The organism is Cellulosimicrobium sp. ES-005 (genome assembly GCF_040448685.1).
GTDB classification, from domain to species: Bacteria; Actinomycetota; Actinomycetes; order Actinomycetales; family Cellulomonadaceae; genus Cellulosimicrobium; species Cellulosimicrobium cellulans_G.
The window spans coordinates 3,910,696-3,926,987 of the sequence record NZ_CP159290.1 but is presented as its reverse complement, the minus strand read 5'-3'; the positions used below and the strand labels follow the sequence as shown (position 1 = coordinate 3,926,987).

The 16,292-nt window shown below is 74.8% G+C and carries 16 protein-coding genes; 9 read left to right on the top strand and 7 right to left on the bottom strand.

Going from position 1 to position 16,292, the window contains the following annotated elements; all coding sequences use genetic code 11:
* Positions 1-86 precede the first annotated feature (86 nt).
* From uxaC to ABRQ22_RS17635, 8 genes are all read left to right on the top strand, one after another.
* On the top strand, positions 87-1,586 hold the full coding sequence (uxaC, locus tag ABRQ22_RS17670) for a glucuronate isomerase (RefSeq protein WP_353707683.1): 1,500 nt from the start codon (positions 87-89) through the stop codon (positions 1,584-1,586).
* A gap of 215 nt (positions 1,587-1,801) precedes the next feature.
* Positions 1,802-1,972 carry a hypothetical protein gene (locus ABRQ22_RS17665; RefSeq protein ID WP_253054958.1) on the top strand — a complete coding sequence of 57 codons (171 nt, stop codon included), beginning with the start codon at positions 1,802-1,804 and terminating at the stop codon, positions 1,970-1,972.
* Positions 1,972-2,328, top strand: coding sequence for a YciI family protein (locus tag ABRQ22_RS17660; RefSeq protein ID WP_353707682.1), 357 nt, complete (start codon positions 1,972-1,974; stop codon positions 2,326-2,328). The genes ABRQ22_RS17665 and ABRQ22_RS17660 overlap by 1 nt, the downstream gene beginning before the upstream one ends.
* Before the next feature lie 10 nt (positions 2,329-2,338).
* The gene (locus ABRQ22_RS17655; protein WP_353707681.1) at positions 2,339-3,691 is read left to right on the top strand and encodes a DUF6596 domain-containing protein; all 1,353 of its coding nucleotides are present in this window, start codon (positions 2,339-2,341) and stop codon (positions 3,689-3,691) included.
* A gap of 216 nt (positions 3,692-3,907) precedes the next feature.
* Positions 3,908-5,509 (top strand): endo-1,4-beta-xylanase, encoded by a 1,602-nt coding sequence (locus ABRQ22_RS17650; protein ID WP_353707680.1) that lies wholly within the window; start codon positions 3,908-3,910, stop codon positions 5,507-5,509.
* 180 nt (positions 5,510-5,689) lie between these two features.
* Positions 5,690-6,484, top strand: a complete 795-nt coding sequence (locus ABRQ22_RS17645) for a (Fe-S)-binding protein (RefSeq protein ID WP_353707679.1) — start codon at positions 5,690-5,692, stop codon at positions 6,482-6,484.
* Positions 6,485-6,618: 134 nt separating this feature from the next.
* Positions 6,619-8,220 (top strand): LutB/LldF family L-lactate oxidation iron-sulfur protein, encoded by a 1,602-nt coding sequence (locus tag ABRQ22_RS17640; protein WP_353709573.1) that lies wholly within the window; start codon positions 6,619-6,621, stop codon positions 8,218-8,220.
* Positions 8,217-8,879 (top strand): LUD domain-containing protein, encoded by a 663-nt coding sequence (locus ABRQ22_RS17635; protein WP_353707678.1) that lies wholly within the window; start codon positions 8,217-8,219, stop codon positions 8,877-8,879. The genes ABRQ22_RS17640 and ABRQ22_RS17635 overlap by 4 nt, the downstream gene beginning before the upstream one ends.
* Before the next feature lie 9 nt (positions 8,880-8,888).
* Here the strand turns inward: ABRQ22_RS17635 and ABRQ22_RS17630 are convergent, their stop codons facing one another.
* Positions 8,889-9,539: an NUDIX domain-containing protein gene (locus ABRQ22_RS17630; RefSeq protein ID WP_353707677.1), complete on the bottom strand. Its 651-nt coding sequence runs from the start codon at positions 9,537-9,539 to the stop codon at positions 8,889-8,891.
* A gap of 60 nt (positions 9,540-9,599) precedes the next feature.
* On the opposite strand from ABRQ22_RS17630, the gene ABRQ22_RS17625 reads away from it, so the two are divergent.
* Entirely contained in the window at positions 9,600-10,304 is a 705-nt protein-coding gene (locus ABRQ22_RS17625; protein WP_353707676.1) for an ATP-binding protein, read from the top strand.
* Positions 10,305-10,307: 3 nt separating this feature from the next.
* Here ABRQ22_RS17625 and ABRQ22_RS17620 read toward each other — a convergent pair whose 3' ends face one another.
* The 6 genes from ABRQ22_RS17620 to ABRQ22_RS17595 all read right to left on the bottom strand — a co-directional run bounded on the left by ABRQ22_RS17620 (position 10,308) and on the right by ABRQ22_RS17595 (position 16,286).
* Complete coding sequence (locus ABRQ22_RS17620; protein WP_353707675.1) at positions 10,308-10,856, bottom strand: hypothetical protein; 549 nt, start codon at positions 10,854-10,856, stop codon at positions 10,308-10,310.
* Between the two features lie 159 nt (positions 10,857-11,015).
* On the bottom strand, positions 11,016-12,026 hold the full coding sequence (locus tag ABRQ22_RS17615; RefSeq protein WP_353707674.1) for a methyltransferase: 1,011 nt from the start codon (positions 12,024-12,026) through the stop codon (positions 11,016-11,018).
* 132 nt (positions 12,027-12,158) lie between these two features.
* Positions 12,159-13,235, bottom strand: a complete 1,077-nt coding sequence (locus ABRQ22_RS17610; RefSeq protein ID WP_353707673.1) for an LLM class flavin-dependent oxidoreductase — start codon at positions 13,233-13,235, stop codon at positions 12,159-12,161.
* A complete protein-coding gene (locus tag ABRQ22_RS17605) occupies positions 13,232-14,671 on the bottom strand; it encodes an LLM class flavin-dependent oxidoreductase (protein ID WP_353707672.1) in 1,440 nt (479 codons plus the stop codon). The genes ABRQ22_RS17610 and ABRQ22_RS17605 overlap by 4 nt, the downstream gene beginning before the upstream one ends.
* Positions 14,668-15,450 (bottom strand): ABC transporter ATP-binding protein, encoded by a 783-nt coding sequence (locus tag ABRQ22_RS17600; RefSeq protein WP_353709572.1) that lies wholly within the window; start codon positions 15,448-15,450, stop codon positions 14,668-14,670. Before ABRQ22_RS17600 ends, ABRQ22_RS17605 begins: the two co-directional genes overlap by 4 nt.
* Positions 15,447-16,286, bottom strand: coding sequence for an ABC transporter permease (locus ABRQ22_RS17595; protein ID WP_353709571.1), 840 nt, complete (start codon positions 16,284-16,286; stop codon positions 15,447-15,449). Before ABRQ22_RS17595 ends, ABRQ22_RS17600 begins: the two co-directional genes overlap by 4 nt.
* Between the last annotated feature and the right edge of the window lie 6 nt (positions 16,287-16,292).

Here is a 16,292-nt window from a genome sequence, read left to right as displayed (position 1 = left end):
CGATTGTAGCGGCCCCGCGGCTTTCGCTCCGAGAGACCCCGTGGCGTACGATGCAAACGTTCGCAACGATGCCTCTGGAGGAACCCGTGACGAGCACGGCCCACCTGGACCCGACCACCGCGACGGCGCCGTGGTCCCTGCACCCCGACCGCGCGCTCCCCGCCGACCCCGTGCTCCGACCGCTCGCCCGCGAGGTCTACGCGGCGACGCGCGACCTCCCGATCGTCTCCATGCACGGGCACGTCGACGCCGCGCTGCTCGCCGACGACGCGTCGTTCGGCGACCCAGCGGCGCTGTTCGTCACGCCCGACCACTACCTCGTGCGCATGCTCGTCGCGCAGAGCACGTCACCGCACGGCGCGCCGGGCGTGCGCGGCGTCCAGGACCTCGGCGTCGCGCCCGTGCCCGGCGCTCCCGACGGCACCGCGCCCGCCGAGACGGACCCGCGCGAGATCTGGCGCCGGTTCTGCGCGGGCTGGCACCTGTTCCGCGGCACCCCGACGCGCTACTGGACCGAGCACGCGCTCGTCGAGGTCTTCGGCGCCCCGGTGCGCCCGTCGGCACAGACCGCCGACGCCCTGTACGACCACCTGGTCGACCGCCTCGCACGACCCGAGTTCCGACCGCGCGCGCTCTTCGAGCAGTTCGGCCTCGAGCTCCTCGCGACGACCGACCCCGCGCAGTCCCCGCTCGCCGACCACGCGCGCCTCGCCGCGGACGGTTGGGGCGAGCGCGTCGTGCCGACGTTCCGCCCCGACCCGCTCCTGCACGTCGACCGCGCCGACTGGGCCGCCCAGGTGGCCGAGCTCGGCGCGGCCGCGGGGACGGACGTCGTCGACTACCGGTCCTACCTCGACGCGCTCCGGGCGCGCCGCGCCGCGTTCGTCGCGGCCGGCGCCCGCGCGACCGACCACGGCCACCGCACCGCGGACACCACGCCCCTCGACGACGCCGACGCCGCCCGCGTCCTCGACCGCGCGCTGCGCGGCGAGGCCACCGCGGCGGACGCCCGGGCGTTCTCGGCGCACATGCTCTTCCAGATGGCTGCGATGTCGGCCGAGGACGGCCTCGTGATGCAGCTCCACCCCGGCGTCCTGCGCGACCACTGCGCCGGCGTCGTGCAGGCGTACGGTCCCGACAGGGGCTACGACATCCCCGAGCGCACCGAGTACGTCCGCGCGCTGCGTCCGGTCCTCGAGGCGTTCGGCCACCACCCGGGCTTCCGGATGATCGCGTTCACCGTCGACGAGGACACGTTCTCGCGCGAGCTCGCCCCGCTCGCGGGGGTCTACCCGGCGCTGCGGCTCGGCGCCCCGTGGTGGTTCCTCGACACCCCCGACGGCATGCGCCGCTTCCGCGAGGCCGCGACCGACACCGCGGGCTTCTACAACACGAGCGGGTTCGTCGACGACACGCGCGCGTTCTGCTCCATCCCCGCCCGCCACGACCTCGCACGCCGGATCGACGCCGGCCACCTCGCCCGCCTCGTCGCCGAGCACCGCCTCGACTTCGACGAGGCGATCGACACCGCCGTCGACCTCGCCTACCACCTCCCGAGGGCCTCCTACCCCCCGCTGGGCGCGTGAGCCCGTCGCCGAACCCCACTCACGCCCGCGAGATCGACCCGTCCGCCTTCAGATCGACCTCCCGAGGGTCGATCTCGGATGCTCGGGTCGATCTCGCGCCCAGCGCCCGCCGCAGTCCGCTCCCCAGAACTCGTCCGCGTGAGGTGTCGATCTCGGCGACGGTCGTTCGTCGTCCTGGTGAGCGGCCGCACGGGCCGCACGACCGAGGAGGCACGATGACCTTTCTGGAGACGATCCTCGCCGCGAACCGGGAGCAGCCGCCGGACCTCGCGCGCTACCGTGACGGACGGCGCGGCGTGGGCGACGGAATCGACGCCGCCGACGTGGTGCTCTACGGGCCGACGGCGCTCCGCCGGCCCGCGACGACGAGGGCGGAGGACCTGTGATGCGTTACCTCATGCTCGTGCTCAGCACGCCGCACGACCCCGACCTGCGCCCCGAGGAGGCCGCGGCGGCACCCCCGATCGAGGAGTGGGTCGGGCGCCACTACGGCAGCGGCGCCGCGGTGCTGGGCGACCGGCTGCGACCCGCGGAGGACGCCGTCGGCGTCCGGGTGCGCGGCGGCAAGGTCCTCGTCACCGACGGGCCGTTCTCCGAGACCAAGGAGACGATCGCCGGGTTCGACGTCCTCGAGGCGCCCGACCTGGACGCCGCGATCGCCATCGCGTCCGAGCACCCCATGGCGTACGGCGGGGCGATCGAGCTGCACCCTGCGTGGCCGCTGGACCTCGACGGCTCCTGACCCGCCGGTCGTGACGGACCCGCGCCGCGCCGTCGAGGACGCGTTCCGCACCGAATGGGGACGCGTCCTCGGCGCGGTCGCGCGCAGCACGGGCGACCTCGACCTCGCCGAGGAGTCCGCGCAGGAGGCGTTCGCGACCGCGCTGCGCACCTGGGACCGCGACGGCGTCCCCGAGCGGCCCGGCGCCTGGCTCACGACGACGGCCCGCCGGCACGCGATCGACGTCCTGCGCCGGCGACGGGTCGAGGCGGAGCGCGTTGCCGCCGCGGGCCGCCTGGGCGAGCGCGTCGACGCCGGGTCCCGGAACGGTGGCCCGGACCCCGTCGTCGAGCAGGTCGCCCTCGGCCTCGAGGACGACGCGTGGGACCTGGACGACCCGGACGGCGACCTCCTGCGCCTGCTGTTCACGTGCTGCCACCCGGCCCTGCCCGCCGAGGCTCGCGTCGCCCTGACCTTGCGGTCGCTGACCGGCATGACGACCGCCCAGGTCGCGCGCGCCTTCCTCGTCCCCGAGGCGACGATGGCGCAGCGCCTCGTCCGGGCCAAGCGCCGCATCCACGCGACCGGGATGACGTTCCGGGTGCCGCCCGCCGAGCTCCGGGCGGAGCGCGTCGACGGCGTCCTCGCCGTCCTGTACGTGCTCTTCACGGAGGGGTACGACGCCTGGGCGGAGCCCTCCGACGTGGTCGAGGGATCGGCCGAACGGCGTGCGCTCGCCGACGTCGCCGTCCGGCTCGCGCGCCTGGCCGCACGGCTGCTCGACGACGAGCCGGAGGCCCGCGGGCTGCTCGCCCTCCTGCTGCTCCAGCACGCCCGCCGGGACGAGCGCGTCGGACCCGACGGCTCGACGCGCACCCTCGCGGAGCAGGACCGCGCGCGCTGGCGGCACGACGAGATCGCGGAGGGAGTGGCCGAGCTGGAGGCGGCGCTCGCCGTCGGGCGTCCCGGGGCGTACCAGGTGCAGGCCGCCGTCGCGGCGCTGCACGACGAGGCCCCCGACGCCGAGGCGACCGACTGGCCGCAGATCCTGGGCCTGTACGACGTGCTGCTCGACCTCACCGGTTCGCCGGTCGTCGCGCTCAACCGCGCGGTCGCCGTCGCCGAGGTGCACGGCGCGGAGCCCGGCCTCGCGGCGATCGACGCCGTCGCCGCCGAGCCCGCGCTCGCGGGGTACCACCTGCTGCCCGCGGTCCGCGCGGAGCTGCTCGAGCGCGCCGGCCGACCCGCGGAGGCCGCCGTCGACCTGCGTCGCGCCCTCGCGCTCGTCGACCGCGAGGGCGACCGCCGCCTCCTGGAGCGCCGCCTGGCCGGGCTCGCCGAGGCGATGCGAGATCGACCCGAGCGTCCGAGATCGGCCCTCTGAGGGTCGACGTCGCGACGCTCGGGTCGACCGGGCCGCGCTACGAGGCTCCGCAGGGGGCGAGCCGCTTCCAGCGAGCCAGAAGCCGGTGCTCCGTCCCAGCATGTAAAACGGTATCGATAACGATTGCCATCCTGCCGCAGTGTGACTAGCGTCACGTGCGCACGTTGTTCGCGCTGGTGGCCAACGGTGGTCCACCCGGGAGGAAGAGGATCGACGATGACCCGAGCACTACCCTTGCGCAGCACGAACGGCAGGAGGTCGGCCACCCTGGCCGCGCTCGTTGCCGTGCTCATCACCACCGGCGTCGGCGCGGGCTCCGCGCAGGCTGCCGGCTCCACCCTCGAGGCGGCGGCCGCCGAGTCCGGCCGCTACTTCGGCACCGCCCTCGCGGCGGGCAGGCTGTCCGACTCGACGTACTCGACCATCGCGAACCGCGAGTTCGACACGATCACGGCCGAGAACGAGATGAAGATGGACGCGACGGAGCCGTCGCAGAACCAGTTCAACTATTCCCAGGGCGACCAGATCGTCAACTGGGCCACGAGCCGGGGGAAGCAGGTCCGCGGGCACGCCCTCGCGTGGCACTCGCAGCAGCCGGGCTGGATGCAGAACATGTCGGGCTCCGCGCTCCGCCAGGCGATGCTCAACCACGTGACGCAGGTCGCGACGCACTACCGCGGCAAGATCTACGCGTGGGACGTCGTGAACGAGGCGTTCGCCGACGGCAGCTCGGGCGCGCGTCGCGACTCGAACCTGCAGCGCACCGGCAACGACTGGATCGAGGCGGCATTCCGCGCGGCCCGCGCCGCCGACCCCGGCGCCAAGCTCTGCTACAACGACTACAACACCGACAACTGGAGCCACGCGAAGACCCAGGCCGTGTACAACATGGTCCGCGACTTCAAGGCGCGGGGGGTGCCGATCGACTGCGTCGGCTTCCAGGCCCACTTCAACTCGGGCAACCCGGTGCCGAGCAACTACCACACCACCCTCCAGAACTTCGCCGACCTCGGCGTCGACGTGCAGATCACCGAGCTCGACATCGAGGGCTCCGGCTCGTCGCAGGCGGAGCAGTACCGCGGCGTCGTCCAGGCGTGCATGGCCGTGTCGCGCTGCACCGGCATCACCGTCTGGGGCGTGCGGGACACCGACTCGTGGCGCGCGTCCGGCACCCCGCTGCTGTTCGACGGCAACGGGAACAAGAAGGCCGCCTACACCGCCGTGCTCGACCAGCTCAACAGCGGCGGCGGGACGCCCGGCGGCCCGGGGGAGAACCCGGGCGGCTCCTGCACCGTGACCGTGACGCGGGGCGACTCCTGGGGCGACCGCTTCAACACCACGTTCCAGGTCTCCGGCGCGTCCGACTGGACCGTGACCATCCGCACCGGCTCCGGCCAGAGCCTGCAGAACTCCTGGAACGCCGCGGTCACCGGCACGAGCGGCACCCTCACCGCGACACCGAACGGGAACGGCGACGCCTTCGGCATCACGCTGTACTCGAACGGCAACACCACGCTCCCGACGGCCACGTGCTCGTCGGGCTCGGGAGGCGGCGGCGAGACGTGCACCGTGACCGTGACGCGGGGTGACTCCTGGGGCGACCGCTTCAACACCACGTTCCAGGTCTCCGGCGCGTCCGACTGGACCGTGACCATCCGCACCGGCTCCGGCCAGAGCCTGCAGAACTCCTGGAACGCCGCCGTCTCCGGCACGAGCGGCACCCTCACCGCGACACCCAACGGCAACGGCGACGCCTTCGGCATCACGCTGTACTCGAACGGCAACACCACGCTCCCGACGGCCACCTGCTCGGCCTGACCGGAGACCGCCGGGGTGGTGGGACCGTCCGTCCCGCCACCCCGGCGTCCGTACCGCACCAGGGCCGGCAGAGCCACGTCGTCCGACCACAACCGCAGCGCCTCGCCGCGGGGGTCTCGACAGGCGGCACGGACGCGCCCCGGCGAGACTGGACCGGACTCGCCCTCTCCCGGAGCCCTGATGCGCATAGCCCTCACCGCGACCTGCCTCGGCGACGTGATGTTCCCGCAGGCACCGCGCGCCACCGCCCTCCTCCTCGAGCGCCTCGGGCACGAGGTGTTCTTCCCCGAGCGCCAGGCCTGCTGCGGCCAGATGCACGTCAACACCGGGTACCTCGACGAGGCGGTCCCCGTGGTGCGGAACCATGTCGAGGCGTTCTCCCCCGTGCTCGACGGCGAGTGGGACGCGATCGTCGTCCCGTCCGGCTCGTGCACCGGGTCCGTGCGGCACCAGCAGGGCATGGTCTGCCGGCGCGCCGGCCTCGACGACCTCGCGCGCACCGCCGACGCGGTCGCCGCGAAGACGTACGAGCTGTCCGAGCTGCTCGTCGACGTGCTCGCCGTGACCGACGTCGGCGCCTACTTCCCGCACCGCGTCACCTACCACCCGACGTGCCACTCGCTGCGCATGCTCCACGTCGGCGACAAGCCGCTGCGCCTCCTGCGCGCGGTCGCGGGCATCGACCTCGTCGAGCTGCCCGCGGCGGAGGCGTGCTGCGGGTTCGGCGGCACCTTCGCGCTGAAGAACGCCGAGACCTCGACGGCGATGCTCGCCGACAAGATGACGCACGTGAAGGCGACGGGCGCCGAGGTCCTCACCGCGGGCGACGCGTCGTGCCTCCTGCACATCGGCGGCGGCCTGTCGCGCATCCGCGCGGGCGTCCGCACGCTCCACTTCGCGGAGATCCTCGCGTCCACCAAGGACACGCCCGCCCTCGCCGGGGCCGGTCCGTCGACGCGCGGGGGTGCCCGGTGAGCCGCACGTTCCTCGGCCTGCCCGTCCGGCGCGGCGCGCGCACCCTGCCCGACGACGTCGCGCGCCCGGGCGCGCGCGGCACGTCGGCGGGTACCTCGGCGGGCGCAGCGGCGGCGTCGGACGCGTTCGGCGACGTGCCGCACCCCGACGCGCCGCTGCGCTGGGGCGACGCGTTCCCCGACGCCGCGCGCGCGGCGCTGCAGAACACGCAGCTGCGCCGCAACCTCGCGCACGCGACCTCGACCATCCGGGACAAGCGCGCCGCCGTCGTCGGCGAGGTGCCGGACTGGGAGGCGCTGCGCGACGCGGGCTCCGCGATCAAGACCGACGTCATGGCGCGCCTGCCCGACCTCCTCGAGGAGCTGGAGCGCAACGTCGTGGCGCGCGGCGGCGTCGTGCACTGGGCGCGCGACGCCGACGAGGCGAACCGGATCGTCGCGGACCTCGTGAAGGCCAAGGGCGTCGACGAGGTCGTCAAGGTGAAGTCCATGGCGACGCAGGAGACCGGGCTCAACGAGGCGCTCGCCGCCGAGGGGATCGCGGCGTACGAGACGGACCTCGCGGAGCTCATCGTGCAGCTCGCCGACGACATGCCGTCGCACATCCTCGTGCCCGCGATCCACCGCAACCGCGCGGAGATCCGCGAGATCTTCCTCGCGCGCATGGGCGACGCGCCGCCGGACCTGTCGGACGTCCCGCGCGAGCTCGCGATGGCCGCGCGCGCCCACCTGCGCCGCACGTTCCTCTCGGCGAAGGTCGCGATCAGCGGCGCGAACTTCGGCGTCGCGGACACGGGGACGCTGACCGTCGTCGAGTCCGAGGGCAACGGCCGCATGTGCCTCACGCTCCCCGAGACGCTCATCACGGTCATGGGGATCGAGAAGGTCGTGCCCACGTACACCGACCTGGAGGTGTTCCTCCAGCTCCTGCCGCGGTCGTCCACGGGCGAGCGCATGAACCCGTACACGTCCCTGTGGACGGGCGTCACGCCCGGCGACGGCCCGCAGGAGTTCCACCTCGTGCTGCTCGACAACGGGCGCACCGACGTCCTCGCCGACGAGGTCGGGCGGGCCGCGCTGCACTGCATCCGCTGCTCCGCGTGCCTCAACGTGTGCCCGGTGTACGAGCGGGTGGGCGGCCACGCCTACGGGTCGGTGTACCCCGGCCCGGTCGGCGCGATCCTCACGCCGCAGCTCACGAAGTCCTCCGGCGGGCTCTCCGGCCACCACGACCCCAACGCGTCGCTCCCCTACGCCTCGACGCTGTGCGGCGCGTGCTACGAGGTGTGCCCCGTGAAGATCGACATCCCGTCGATCCTCGTCGAGCTCCGGGCGCGCGAGGTCGACGCCGACCGCGGCCGCCCGACCGGCTGGGGCGCCGCGATGAAGGCGGCGTCGTTCGTCATGTCCGACGCGCGACGGTTCGCGCTCGCGGAGAAGGCGGCGGGTCTGGGTCGCGTGGTCGCCGGTCCGACGGGCCGGATCACGACCCTCCCGCCCCCCGCGTCCGCCTGGACCCGCTCGCGCGACCTCCCGGCCCCGGCGAAGCAGACCTTCCGCGACTGGTGGCGCGACCGCCCGGACCGTGCGACCCCACCGGCCGACCCCGTGGTCCCTCCCCAGGACCGGTCCGCGCTGAGGAACGATCGCGGGTTCGCCGAACCCGGGATCACTCCTCAGGATGGGCCCGCACCGGGGAACGATCCAGGGTTCGGCGAGAGGGGTGAGGGTCGGTGAGCGCGCGTGACGACGTCCTCGCCCGCGTGCGCGCCGCGCTCGGGGGGTCGACGGCGGGCGGGTCGGCGGCGTCGGGCCGGGTCCCGCGGGCGTACCGCGAGCGCGGCGACCTCGCGCCGGGGTCGCCGGGAGCCGTGGACGTCCTCGTCGACCGGCTCGTCGAGTACCGGGCGCACGTCCACCGGGCCGCCGGCCCGGCCGAGGTCGCCACGATCGTGGGCGACGTGCTCGCGGACGCGGCGTCCGTCGTCGTGCCGCCGGGGCTCGACGACGCGTGGCTGGGCGCGCTGGGTGCCGGGACCGCCGTCGTGCCCGACGCACGCGACGACCCGCGCACGCCCGACGAGCTCGACCGGGTGGAAGCCGTCGTCACGGCCGCGTGCGTCGCGATCGCCGACACCGGCACGATCGTGCTCGACGGCGAGCCCGACCAGGGCCGCCGGGCGATCACGCTCGTGCCCGACCTGCACGTCTGCGTCGTGCGCACGGACCAGGTGGTGCAGACCGTGCCCGAGGCCGTGCGGCTGCTCGCCGCGCACCCGGAACGACCGCAGACGTGGATCAGCGGCCCCAGCGCGACGAGCGACATCGAGCTCTCCCGCGTCGAGGGCGTCCACGGACCACGCACCCTCCACGTGGTCCTCGCCCCGCCGAGGTAGAGCGGGCCCTCATGCCCGACGGCGGTGGCGCACCTCCGCGAGAACCGTCGCCAGGCGGACGGGGAAGTCGTCCGGCGTGCCGGACGGCAGCGTGTCGACCGGGAACCAGGCGACGTCCTCGCTCTCGTCGCTCACGACGGTGCGCGTGTCCGGGTCGGCGAACGCGACGAACCCGACGTCCCAGTGCGTGCGGCACGTCCCGAACGCCGCGGCGAGGTCGTGGCGGTGCACGTCGACCGGGGCGGCGGGCGCGGCGTCGGCGCGGGCGCCGGGGGCGGTGCCGGCGGACGGGTCCGGGTCGAACGGGACGAGGTCGTCGAGGCCGCTCTCCTCGCGCGCCTCGCGGTAGGCGGCGCCCGCGAGCGTCGTGTCGCCCGGCTCGGTGTGCCCGCCCACCTGGACCCAGAACTGGCCCTTGCGATGGAAGCAGAGCAGCACGCGGGCCAGGTCCGGGCTGAGCACGAAGCAGCTCGCCGTGAGGTGCTGCGGGCCACCGTCGCGCCGGACGGCGTCGGCACGCGCGACGGAGCCACCGTCGCCGCGGAGGAACGCGCGGTACTCGGCCGCGAGCGCCGCCTGCTCGTCGTCGACCGGCTCCCACCGGTCGAGGCGGGCGAGGGCGTCGCGGGCGAGCAGGGCGGCAGGGTCGAGTGCGGTCACCGGGGAAGGCTACGCGGCGCGCGTGACCGTCCCGGTGCGGCGCTGCGAGAATGGGGTCCCGTGAGCGACCCTCAGCACGTCGACGGCCCGGTCCAGGCCGGCACAGGACCGGCGACCGACGACCTCGGCACGGACCCCGCGCTGTTCGACCTCCCGCCGGGCTCGCGCGAGGTCCCGACGCGCATCGTGCTCCTCACGGGCGCGTCCGGCTCGGGCAAGACGTCGCTCACGCGGCGCCTCGGCCTCCCGGTCGTCGCGCTCGACGACTTCTACCTCGACCACGACCACCCGGACCTGCCGCAGCGGTTCGGCATCGTCGACTGGGACGACCCCCGGTCGTGGGACGCCGCAGGCGCCGTCGCGGCGCTCGTCGACCTCGCGCGGACCGGGCACGCGGACGTGCCGGTCTACGACATCCCGACGTCGCGCCGCACGGGGACGACGCGCCTCGACGTCACGGGCTCGCGGGTCGTGCTGGCCGAGGGGATCTTCGCGGCGGAGATCGTCGCGGCGTGCCGCGCCCAGGACGTCCTGGCCGACGCGATCTGCCTGCGCCGACCGCGTCTCATGACGTTCTGGTTCCGCCTGCTGCGCGACCTCGCGGAGATGCGCAAGCCGCCGGTCACGCTGTTGCGGCGCGGCTGGGCGCTGCTGCGCGCCGAGCCCGCACTCGTGCGCCACTGGGAGTCGCTCGGCTGTCGCGCGCTGACGCCGACGCAGGCCGAGAAGGAGATCCGCGCGCTCCTGCGGCCCTCCGCGGCGTAGGCGCTACACCGACGGGGCAGCGACCTCGATCGTCGCGACCGACGGCCCGCCGCAGTCGGGCCCGAAGTCGCCGGTCGTCGTCTCCCACACGGGGTCGACCTCGTGCTCGGCGACGACGTCTCCCGACGCGAGGTCCACGACGCGGACGGCGATCGGCCCGACCGGGCCGTTCGTCGCGGAGCCCGTCCAGCCGCCGCGCGACGGCTCGACGGGCAGGTCCTCCGCCGCCGCCTCGGGCGAGCTCTGGGCAGCCTCGGGCCGGTCCGGCAGGACCAGGTGGTCGGGGACCGTCGTGGGGATCGGCTCCGGGTCGAGCGAGACCGTCCCGTCGCGCACGAGCCCGCAGGGGTTGATCCCGACGCAGCCCACGAGCACGCCGTAGGCATCCCGATCCGGCCAGGAGTCGTCGAGCCGGACCTCGAGGCGCGCCACGTAGCCGACCGCGGGGCACGCGGTGACCGGGCCTCCCGGGCCGCCGCACGCGGGCAGCACGGCGACGAGCAGTCCTGCGGCGAGCCCGCGCGCACGCCGTCGTCCCCGTCCGTCGGTCATCGTCGGCACCCCCTCCGCAGGCCGGCACGTTCGCCCGGGCCTTCGTCCAGAGCCTGTCGCGTGCGGCCGGATCCGTGCACCGAGACCTGCGAGTCCACCCGCGGAGCGTGACGAGACGTGAGAAGTGGCCCCTGAACGGCACGCCCCGGGGGCCACTTCTCACGCCTCGGCGGGGAGCGTCCCGACGACGATCGTCGCGCCGATCTCCTCGTCGCGGACGACGCGCGCCCGCAGTCCGGCCCGTTCGAGGACGTCGACGGCGCCCGTCGCCTGGCGCTCGCCGGACTCCGTGAGCAGGTGGCCGCCCGGAGCGAGCCACGCGGGCGCCTCGGCGGCGACGCGGCGCAGCACGTCCAGCCCGTCGCCGCCGCCGTCGAGCGCGACGTGGGCCTCGTGGTCGCGCGCCTCGTGGGGCAGCAGCGGGATCTCGGCCGTGGGCACGTACGGCACGTTGGCGAGGAGCAGGTCGACCCGGCCGCGCAGACCGGGCGGCAACGGGTCGAACAGGTCGCCCTCGTACGCGCTGCCGCCGACCGCGGCGACGTTGCGCGCCGCGCACGCGACGGCGGCCGGGTCGACGTCGCTCGCGTGCAGCGCGACGGTCTCCGCGCCGCCGAGGCCCACCGCGGTCGCGAGCCCCAGCGCCCCGGCGCCGCAGCACAGGTCGACCACGACCACTGCCGGGCCGACCATCCGACGGTCCAGGCCGCTGTCCGGGCCGCCGTCCCGGTCGCCGTCGGGGTTGCCGACCGCCCCGCCACCCGCGCCGACCGCGCCGCCGTCGGCGTCGGCGTCACCAACCGTCACGCTTCCTGTTCCGCCGTCGGCGTCGCCGACCGTCACGCTGCCTGTCCCGCCGCCTGTCCCGCCGTCGGGCAGCCAGTCCAGGTGCCTGGCCCGCCGCCCGAGCGCGACGGCCTCGTCGACGAGCAGCGCGGTGCGCTGGCGCGGCACGAAGACCCCGGGGTCGACGGCGACGCGGAGCCCGTGGAAGTCGACGTACCCGAGCACGTGCTCGAGCGGCTCGCCCGCGACCCGGCGCGCGACGAGCGCGTCGAGGTGCGCGTCGTCGTCGGCCCGCGCGGCGAGGAGCGCGGCCTCCTCCTCCGCGAAGACGCACCCGGCGGCGCGCAGGCGGGCGGTGAGGTCGTCGAGCTGGTCCCGGTCCACGTCCGGACGGTACTCCGGGCCGGGTCTGGCCCGCGCGGGAGGAGTCGCCGTCACGAGATCGACCCGCGCGTCCGAGATCGACCCTCAGGGGGTCGACCTCACGACGCGCGGGTCGATCTGGGCGGTGCTCGGTCAGTCGCGCAGGAGCGGGAGGAGCTGGGTGCCCTGGCGCTCGATCTCGCGCAGGTACGGGGTGTCCGACAGGACGAAGTGCGTGACGCCGAGGTCCTGGTAGCGCCGCAGCGACTTCGCGACGTCCTCCGCCGAGCCGACGAGCCACGTCGTGCCCGCTCCCCCGCCGCCGAACCGGCCGGGCGTCGTCCACAGGTTGTCGTCGAGCACCTCGCCGCGCGCCGCGAGGTCGAGCAGGCGCTGCTGCCCGACGGCGGTGCTCCGCCCCCGGTCGCGCGCGGACCACGCCTCGCCCTCCTGCGACCGCGCGGCCAGCTCCGCCACCTTCGCCTCGGCGTCGGCCCACGCCTCCTCGGTGGTGTCGCGGACGAACGTCGTGATCCGCAGGCCGAACTCGAGCGGCGCGTGCTCGCGCCCCAGCTCGGCGCTCAGGCGCTTCAGCCGGTCGATGCGCTCCGCGATCCCGTCGAGCGGCTCGCCCCAGAAGAGCTGCACGTCCGCCTCGGTCGCGGCGACCCGCTCCGCGGCCTCCGACGCGCCGCCGAAGTAGATCCGCGGGTGCGCGCGGCCGTCGCGTGCCACGGGGCGCGGACCCAGCCGTGACCGCGTCACCGAGAAGTGCTCGCCCGCGTACGTGACCTCCTCCTGCGTCCACAGGCGGCGCACGATCTGCAGGAACTCGCGCGTCCGGGCATACCGGTGCGCGGGGTCGGCCTCGCCGTCGCCGTACGCCTCCTGCCCGTCGGTGCCGGACACGATGTTGACGCGCAGCCGGCCGCCGCTGAGGTGGTCGAGGGTCGCGGCGGCGGACGCGAAGTGCGCGGGCCGCCAGAACCCGGGCCGGATCGCGACGAGCGGCTCGAACGTCGTGGTGCGGGCCGCGAGCGCCGTCGCGACGGTGAACGTGTCGGGACGCCCCCAGCTCGTCCCGAGCAGCGCGCCCGCGAACCCGTGGCGTTCCAGCGCGTGCGCGTGGTTCGTCAGGGTGTCGAGGCTGTTGTGGCCCTCGACCGCGTCGTCGCCGCGGTGGCCTGGACGGACCTGGTTCGGGACGTACCAGAGGTGCTCGGCGCTCACGCGAGGGCCTCCTCGAGGACGCGCGCGCCGCCGTCGGGCACGGGGCCACCGGGGGCGGTGCCCGCGGTGGCGGGGTCGACCTCACCCGCTCGTGCGTACCGGTTCGCCGGCCGCTCGAGCCCGTAGTGCTCGCGCAGCGTCCGTCCCTCGTACTCCTCGCGGAACAGGCCGCGCTCGCGCAGCACGGGTAGCACGTGGTCGACGAACTGCTCGAGCCCCGACGGCAGCACCGCGGGCATGATGTTGAACCCGTCGGCGGCCTCGGCGTCGTACCAGTCCTGGATCGCGTCGGCGACCTGCTCGGGCGTGCCCGCGAACGTGCGGTGCCCGCGCCCGCCGCCGAGCCGCCCGATGAGCTGGCGCACCGTGAGCCGCTCGCGCCGCGCGAGCTCGACGATCAGCGTGTACCGGCTCTTGGCCCCCTCGATCTCGTCCTCGGTGGGCAGACCGTCCGGCAGCTCGCGGTCGAGCGGCAGGTCCTCGGGCGCGAGCCGCAGCGTCTTCGCGAGCTGGGCGCGCGCGTACTCCGGGACGATGAGCTCGTCGAGCTCGCGCTCCTGCGCGAGCGCGTCCGCCTCGGTCGACCCGATGACGGGGACGATGCCGGGCAGGATCTTCACCGTCCCCGGGTCGCGGCCGACGGCGACCGCCCGGGCCTTGAGGTCGGCGTAGAAGTCGCGGGCGTCGTCGAGCGTCTGGTGCGCGGTGAACACCGCCTCGGCGTAGCGCGCGGCGAGGTCCTTGCCGTCCTCCGACGACCCGGCCTGCACGATGAGCGGCCGCGCCTGCGGCGAGCGCGGCGTGGTGAGGGCGCCGTGCACGGAGAAGTGCGTCCCCGCGTGCGCCGGGGCATGAATCTTCGACGCGTCCGCCCACACGCCCGCGGCCTTGTCGGCCAGCACGGCGTCGTCCTCCCACGAGTCCCAGAGCTGGAACGCGACGTCGAGGAACTCCGCCGCGCGCTCGTACCGGACCGCGTGGGCAGGCTGGTCGTCGAGGCCGAAGTTGCGCGCGATGTCCGGCCCCGCCGTCGTCACGACGTTCCACCCGGCCCGACCGCCGGAGACGTGGTCGATCGACGCGAACCGCCGCGCGAGGTTGTAGGGCGAGTTGTACGTCGTCGACGCCGTCGCGATGAGGCCGATGCGCTCGGTCACGGTCGCGATGGCCGTGAGCACGATGAGCGGGTCGAGCGACCCCGCCGGGCGGCGCCCGACGTCGGACCGCAGCCCCGGGCCGTCCGCGAAGAAGATCGAGTCGAGCCTGCCCGCCTCCGCGATCTGCGCGAGGCGCTGCAGGTGCGCGATGTTCGTCGACGTCCACGACGGGTCGCTCTCCGGCAGCCGCCACGACGCCTCGTGGTGGCCCGTGCTCATGAGGAACGCGTTGAGGTGCAGGCGCCCCGGGCGGTGGCCTGCGGAGTCGTAGCGGGTCATGCGGCGGTGTCCTTCCTGTCGTCCCGGACCACGCCGAGCGCGTCGAGCAGCTCGGTACGGAGCCGGGAGAAGCGGGGGTCGGCGGGGTCGCGCGCCTCGCCGGGGCGGTAGCTCTGGTCGATGCGGCGCTCGGCCGCGATGCGTCCCTCGTCGAGCACGACGACGCGGTCCGCGAGGACGATCGCCTCGTCCACGTCGTGCGTCACGAGCAGGACGGCGGGGCGGTGCCGCGCGCACAGGTCCCGCAGCAGAGCGTGCATCCGGATGCGGGTCAGGGCGTCGAGCGCGCCGAACGGCTCGTCGGCGAGCAGGAGGCGCGGCGAGCGCACGAGCGAGCGGGCGAGCGACACGCGCTGCTGCTCGCCGCCCGAGAGCTCGTTCGGCCACGCGCGCTCGCGCCCGGCCAGGCCGACCTCCGCGAGGCTCGCGCGGCCGGCGTCCCGCGCGGCGCTCCGCCCGCGCGCCCCGGCGTCGAGACCGAGCACCACGTTGTCCAGCACGCGCGCCCACGGCAGCAGCCGCGAGTCCTGGAAGACGACGGACACCTGGTCCGGGACGACGACCTCGCCCGACCCGTCTACCCCGTGGTCGAGCGCGGCGAGCGCGCGCAGGAGCGTGCTCTTGCCCGAGCCCGAGCGACCCAGGATCGCGACGAACTCGCCGTCGTCCACGGTGAGGTCGAGGTCGTCGAGGATGCGCTGCTCCCCGTACGACCGAACGAGCGAGCGGACCCGCACGGCCGCGCCGACCGCCGTCGGGCGGTCCTCCCCCACGGTCAGTCCTCCAGCGTGCGCCGCCACGACAGCACCCTCCTCTGCAGGAGGCGGACGGCGAGGTCCGCGGAGTAGCCCAGCACGCCGTAGACCACGAGGCCGACGAGGATGATCTCCGTCTGCCCGTACGTCCGCGCGAGCTCCATCATGTAGCCGATGCCGGCCGTCGCGTTGACCTGCTCGACCACGACGAGCGCGAGCATCGACCCCGTCACCGCGAACCGCAGCCCGAGGAAGAACCCGGGCAGCGCGCCGGGCAGGATGACGCGACGCACGAACTGCCACCGCGAGAGCTGCACCGTCTCGGCGAGCTCGACGTAGCGGCTGTCGATCGCTCGCAGGCCGTTGTGCGTGTGCAGGTAGATCGGGATGAACACGCCGAGCGCGATGGTGATGACCTTCATCTCCTCGCCGATCCCGAACCACAGGATGAGCAGCGGCAGGAGCGCGAGGTTGGGGATGGCGCGCTTGACCTGGATCGGGCCGTCGAGCACGGCGTCGCCGAGCCGGCTCAGCCCGGCCGCGAGCGCGAGCACGACGCCCGCGACGATGCCGAACGCCAGCCCGAGCGCGGCGCGCGTCAAGGACACCCCGAGGTGCGCGCCGAGCTTGCCGTTCGCGACGAGCTCCGCACCCGTCGTGACGACCGTCCACGGTGCGGAGAGCACGCGCGGGTCGATGAGCCCCGTGGCGGAGCCGACCGACCAGACGCCGACGAGGAGCGTCACGCCGACGAGCGCCGCGAGCGGGACCGGCCGGCCGAGCCCCAGGCGCGTGCCGCGGGGGCGCACGTCGAAGGTGGTCGCGGGTGCGTCGTCGAGCCTCGGGGCCGCGAGGTCCACCCGGTC

Coding starts and splice junctions, on each gene's coding strand:
- ABRQ22_RS17665 (WP_253054958.1), top strand. CDS start 1,802: ATGACCTTTCTGGAGACGATCCTCGCCGCGAACCGGGAGCAGCCGCCG.
- ABRQ22_RS17660 (WP_353707682.1), top strand. CDS start 1,972: ATGCGTTACCTCATGCTCGTGCTCAGCACGCCGCACGACCCCGACCTG.
- ABRQ22_RS17650 (WP_353707680.1), top strand. CDS start 3,908: ATGACCCGAGCACTACCCTTGCGCAGCACGAACGGCAGGAGGTCGGCC.
- ABRQ22_RS17645 (WP_353707679.1), top strand. CDS start 5,690: ATGCGCATAGCCCTCACCGCGACCTGCCTCGGCGACGTGATGTTCCCG.
- ABRQ22_RS17620 (WP_353707675.1), bottom strand. CDS start 10,856: ATGACCGACGGACGGGGACGACGGCGTGCGCGCGGGCTCGCCGCAGGA.
- ABRQ22_RS17605 (WP_353707672.1), bottom strand. CDS start 14,671: ATGACCCGCTACGACTCCGCAGGCCACCGCCCGGGGCGCCTGCACCTC.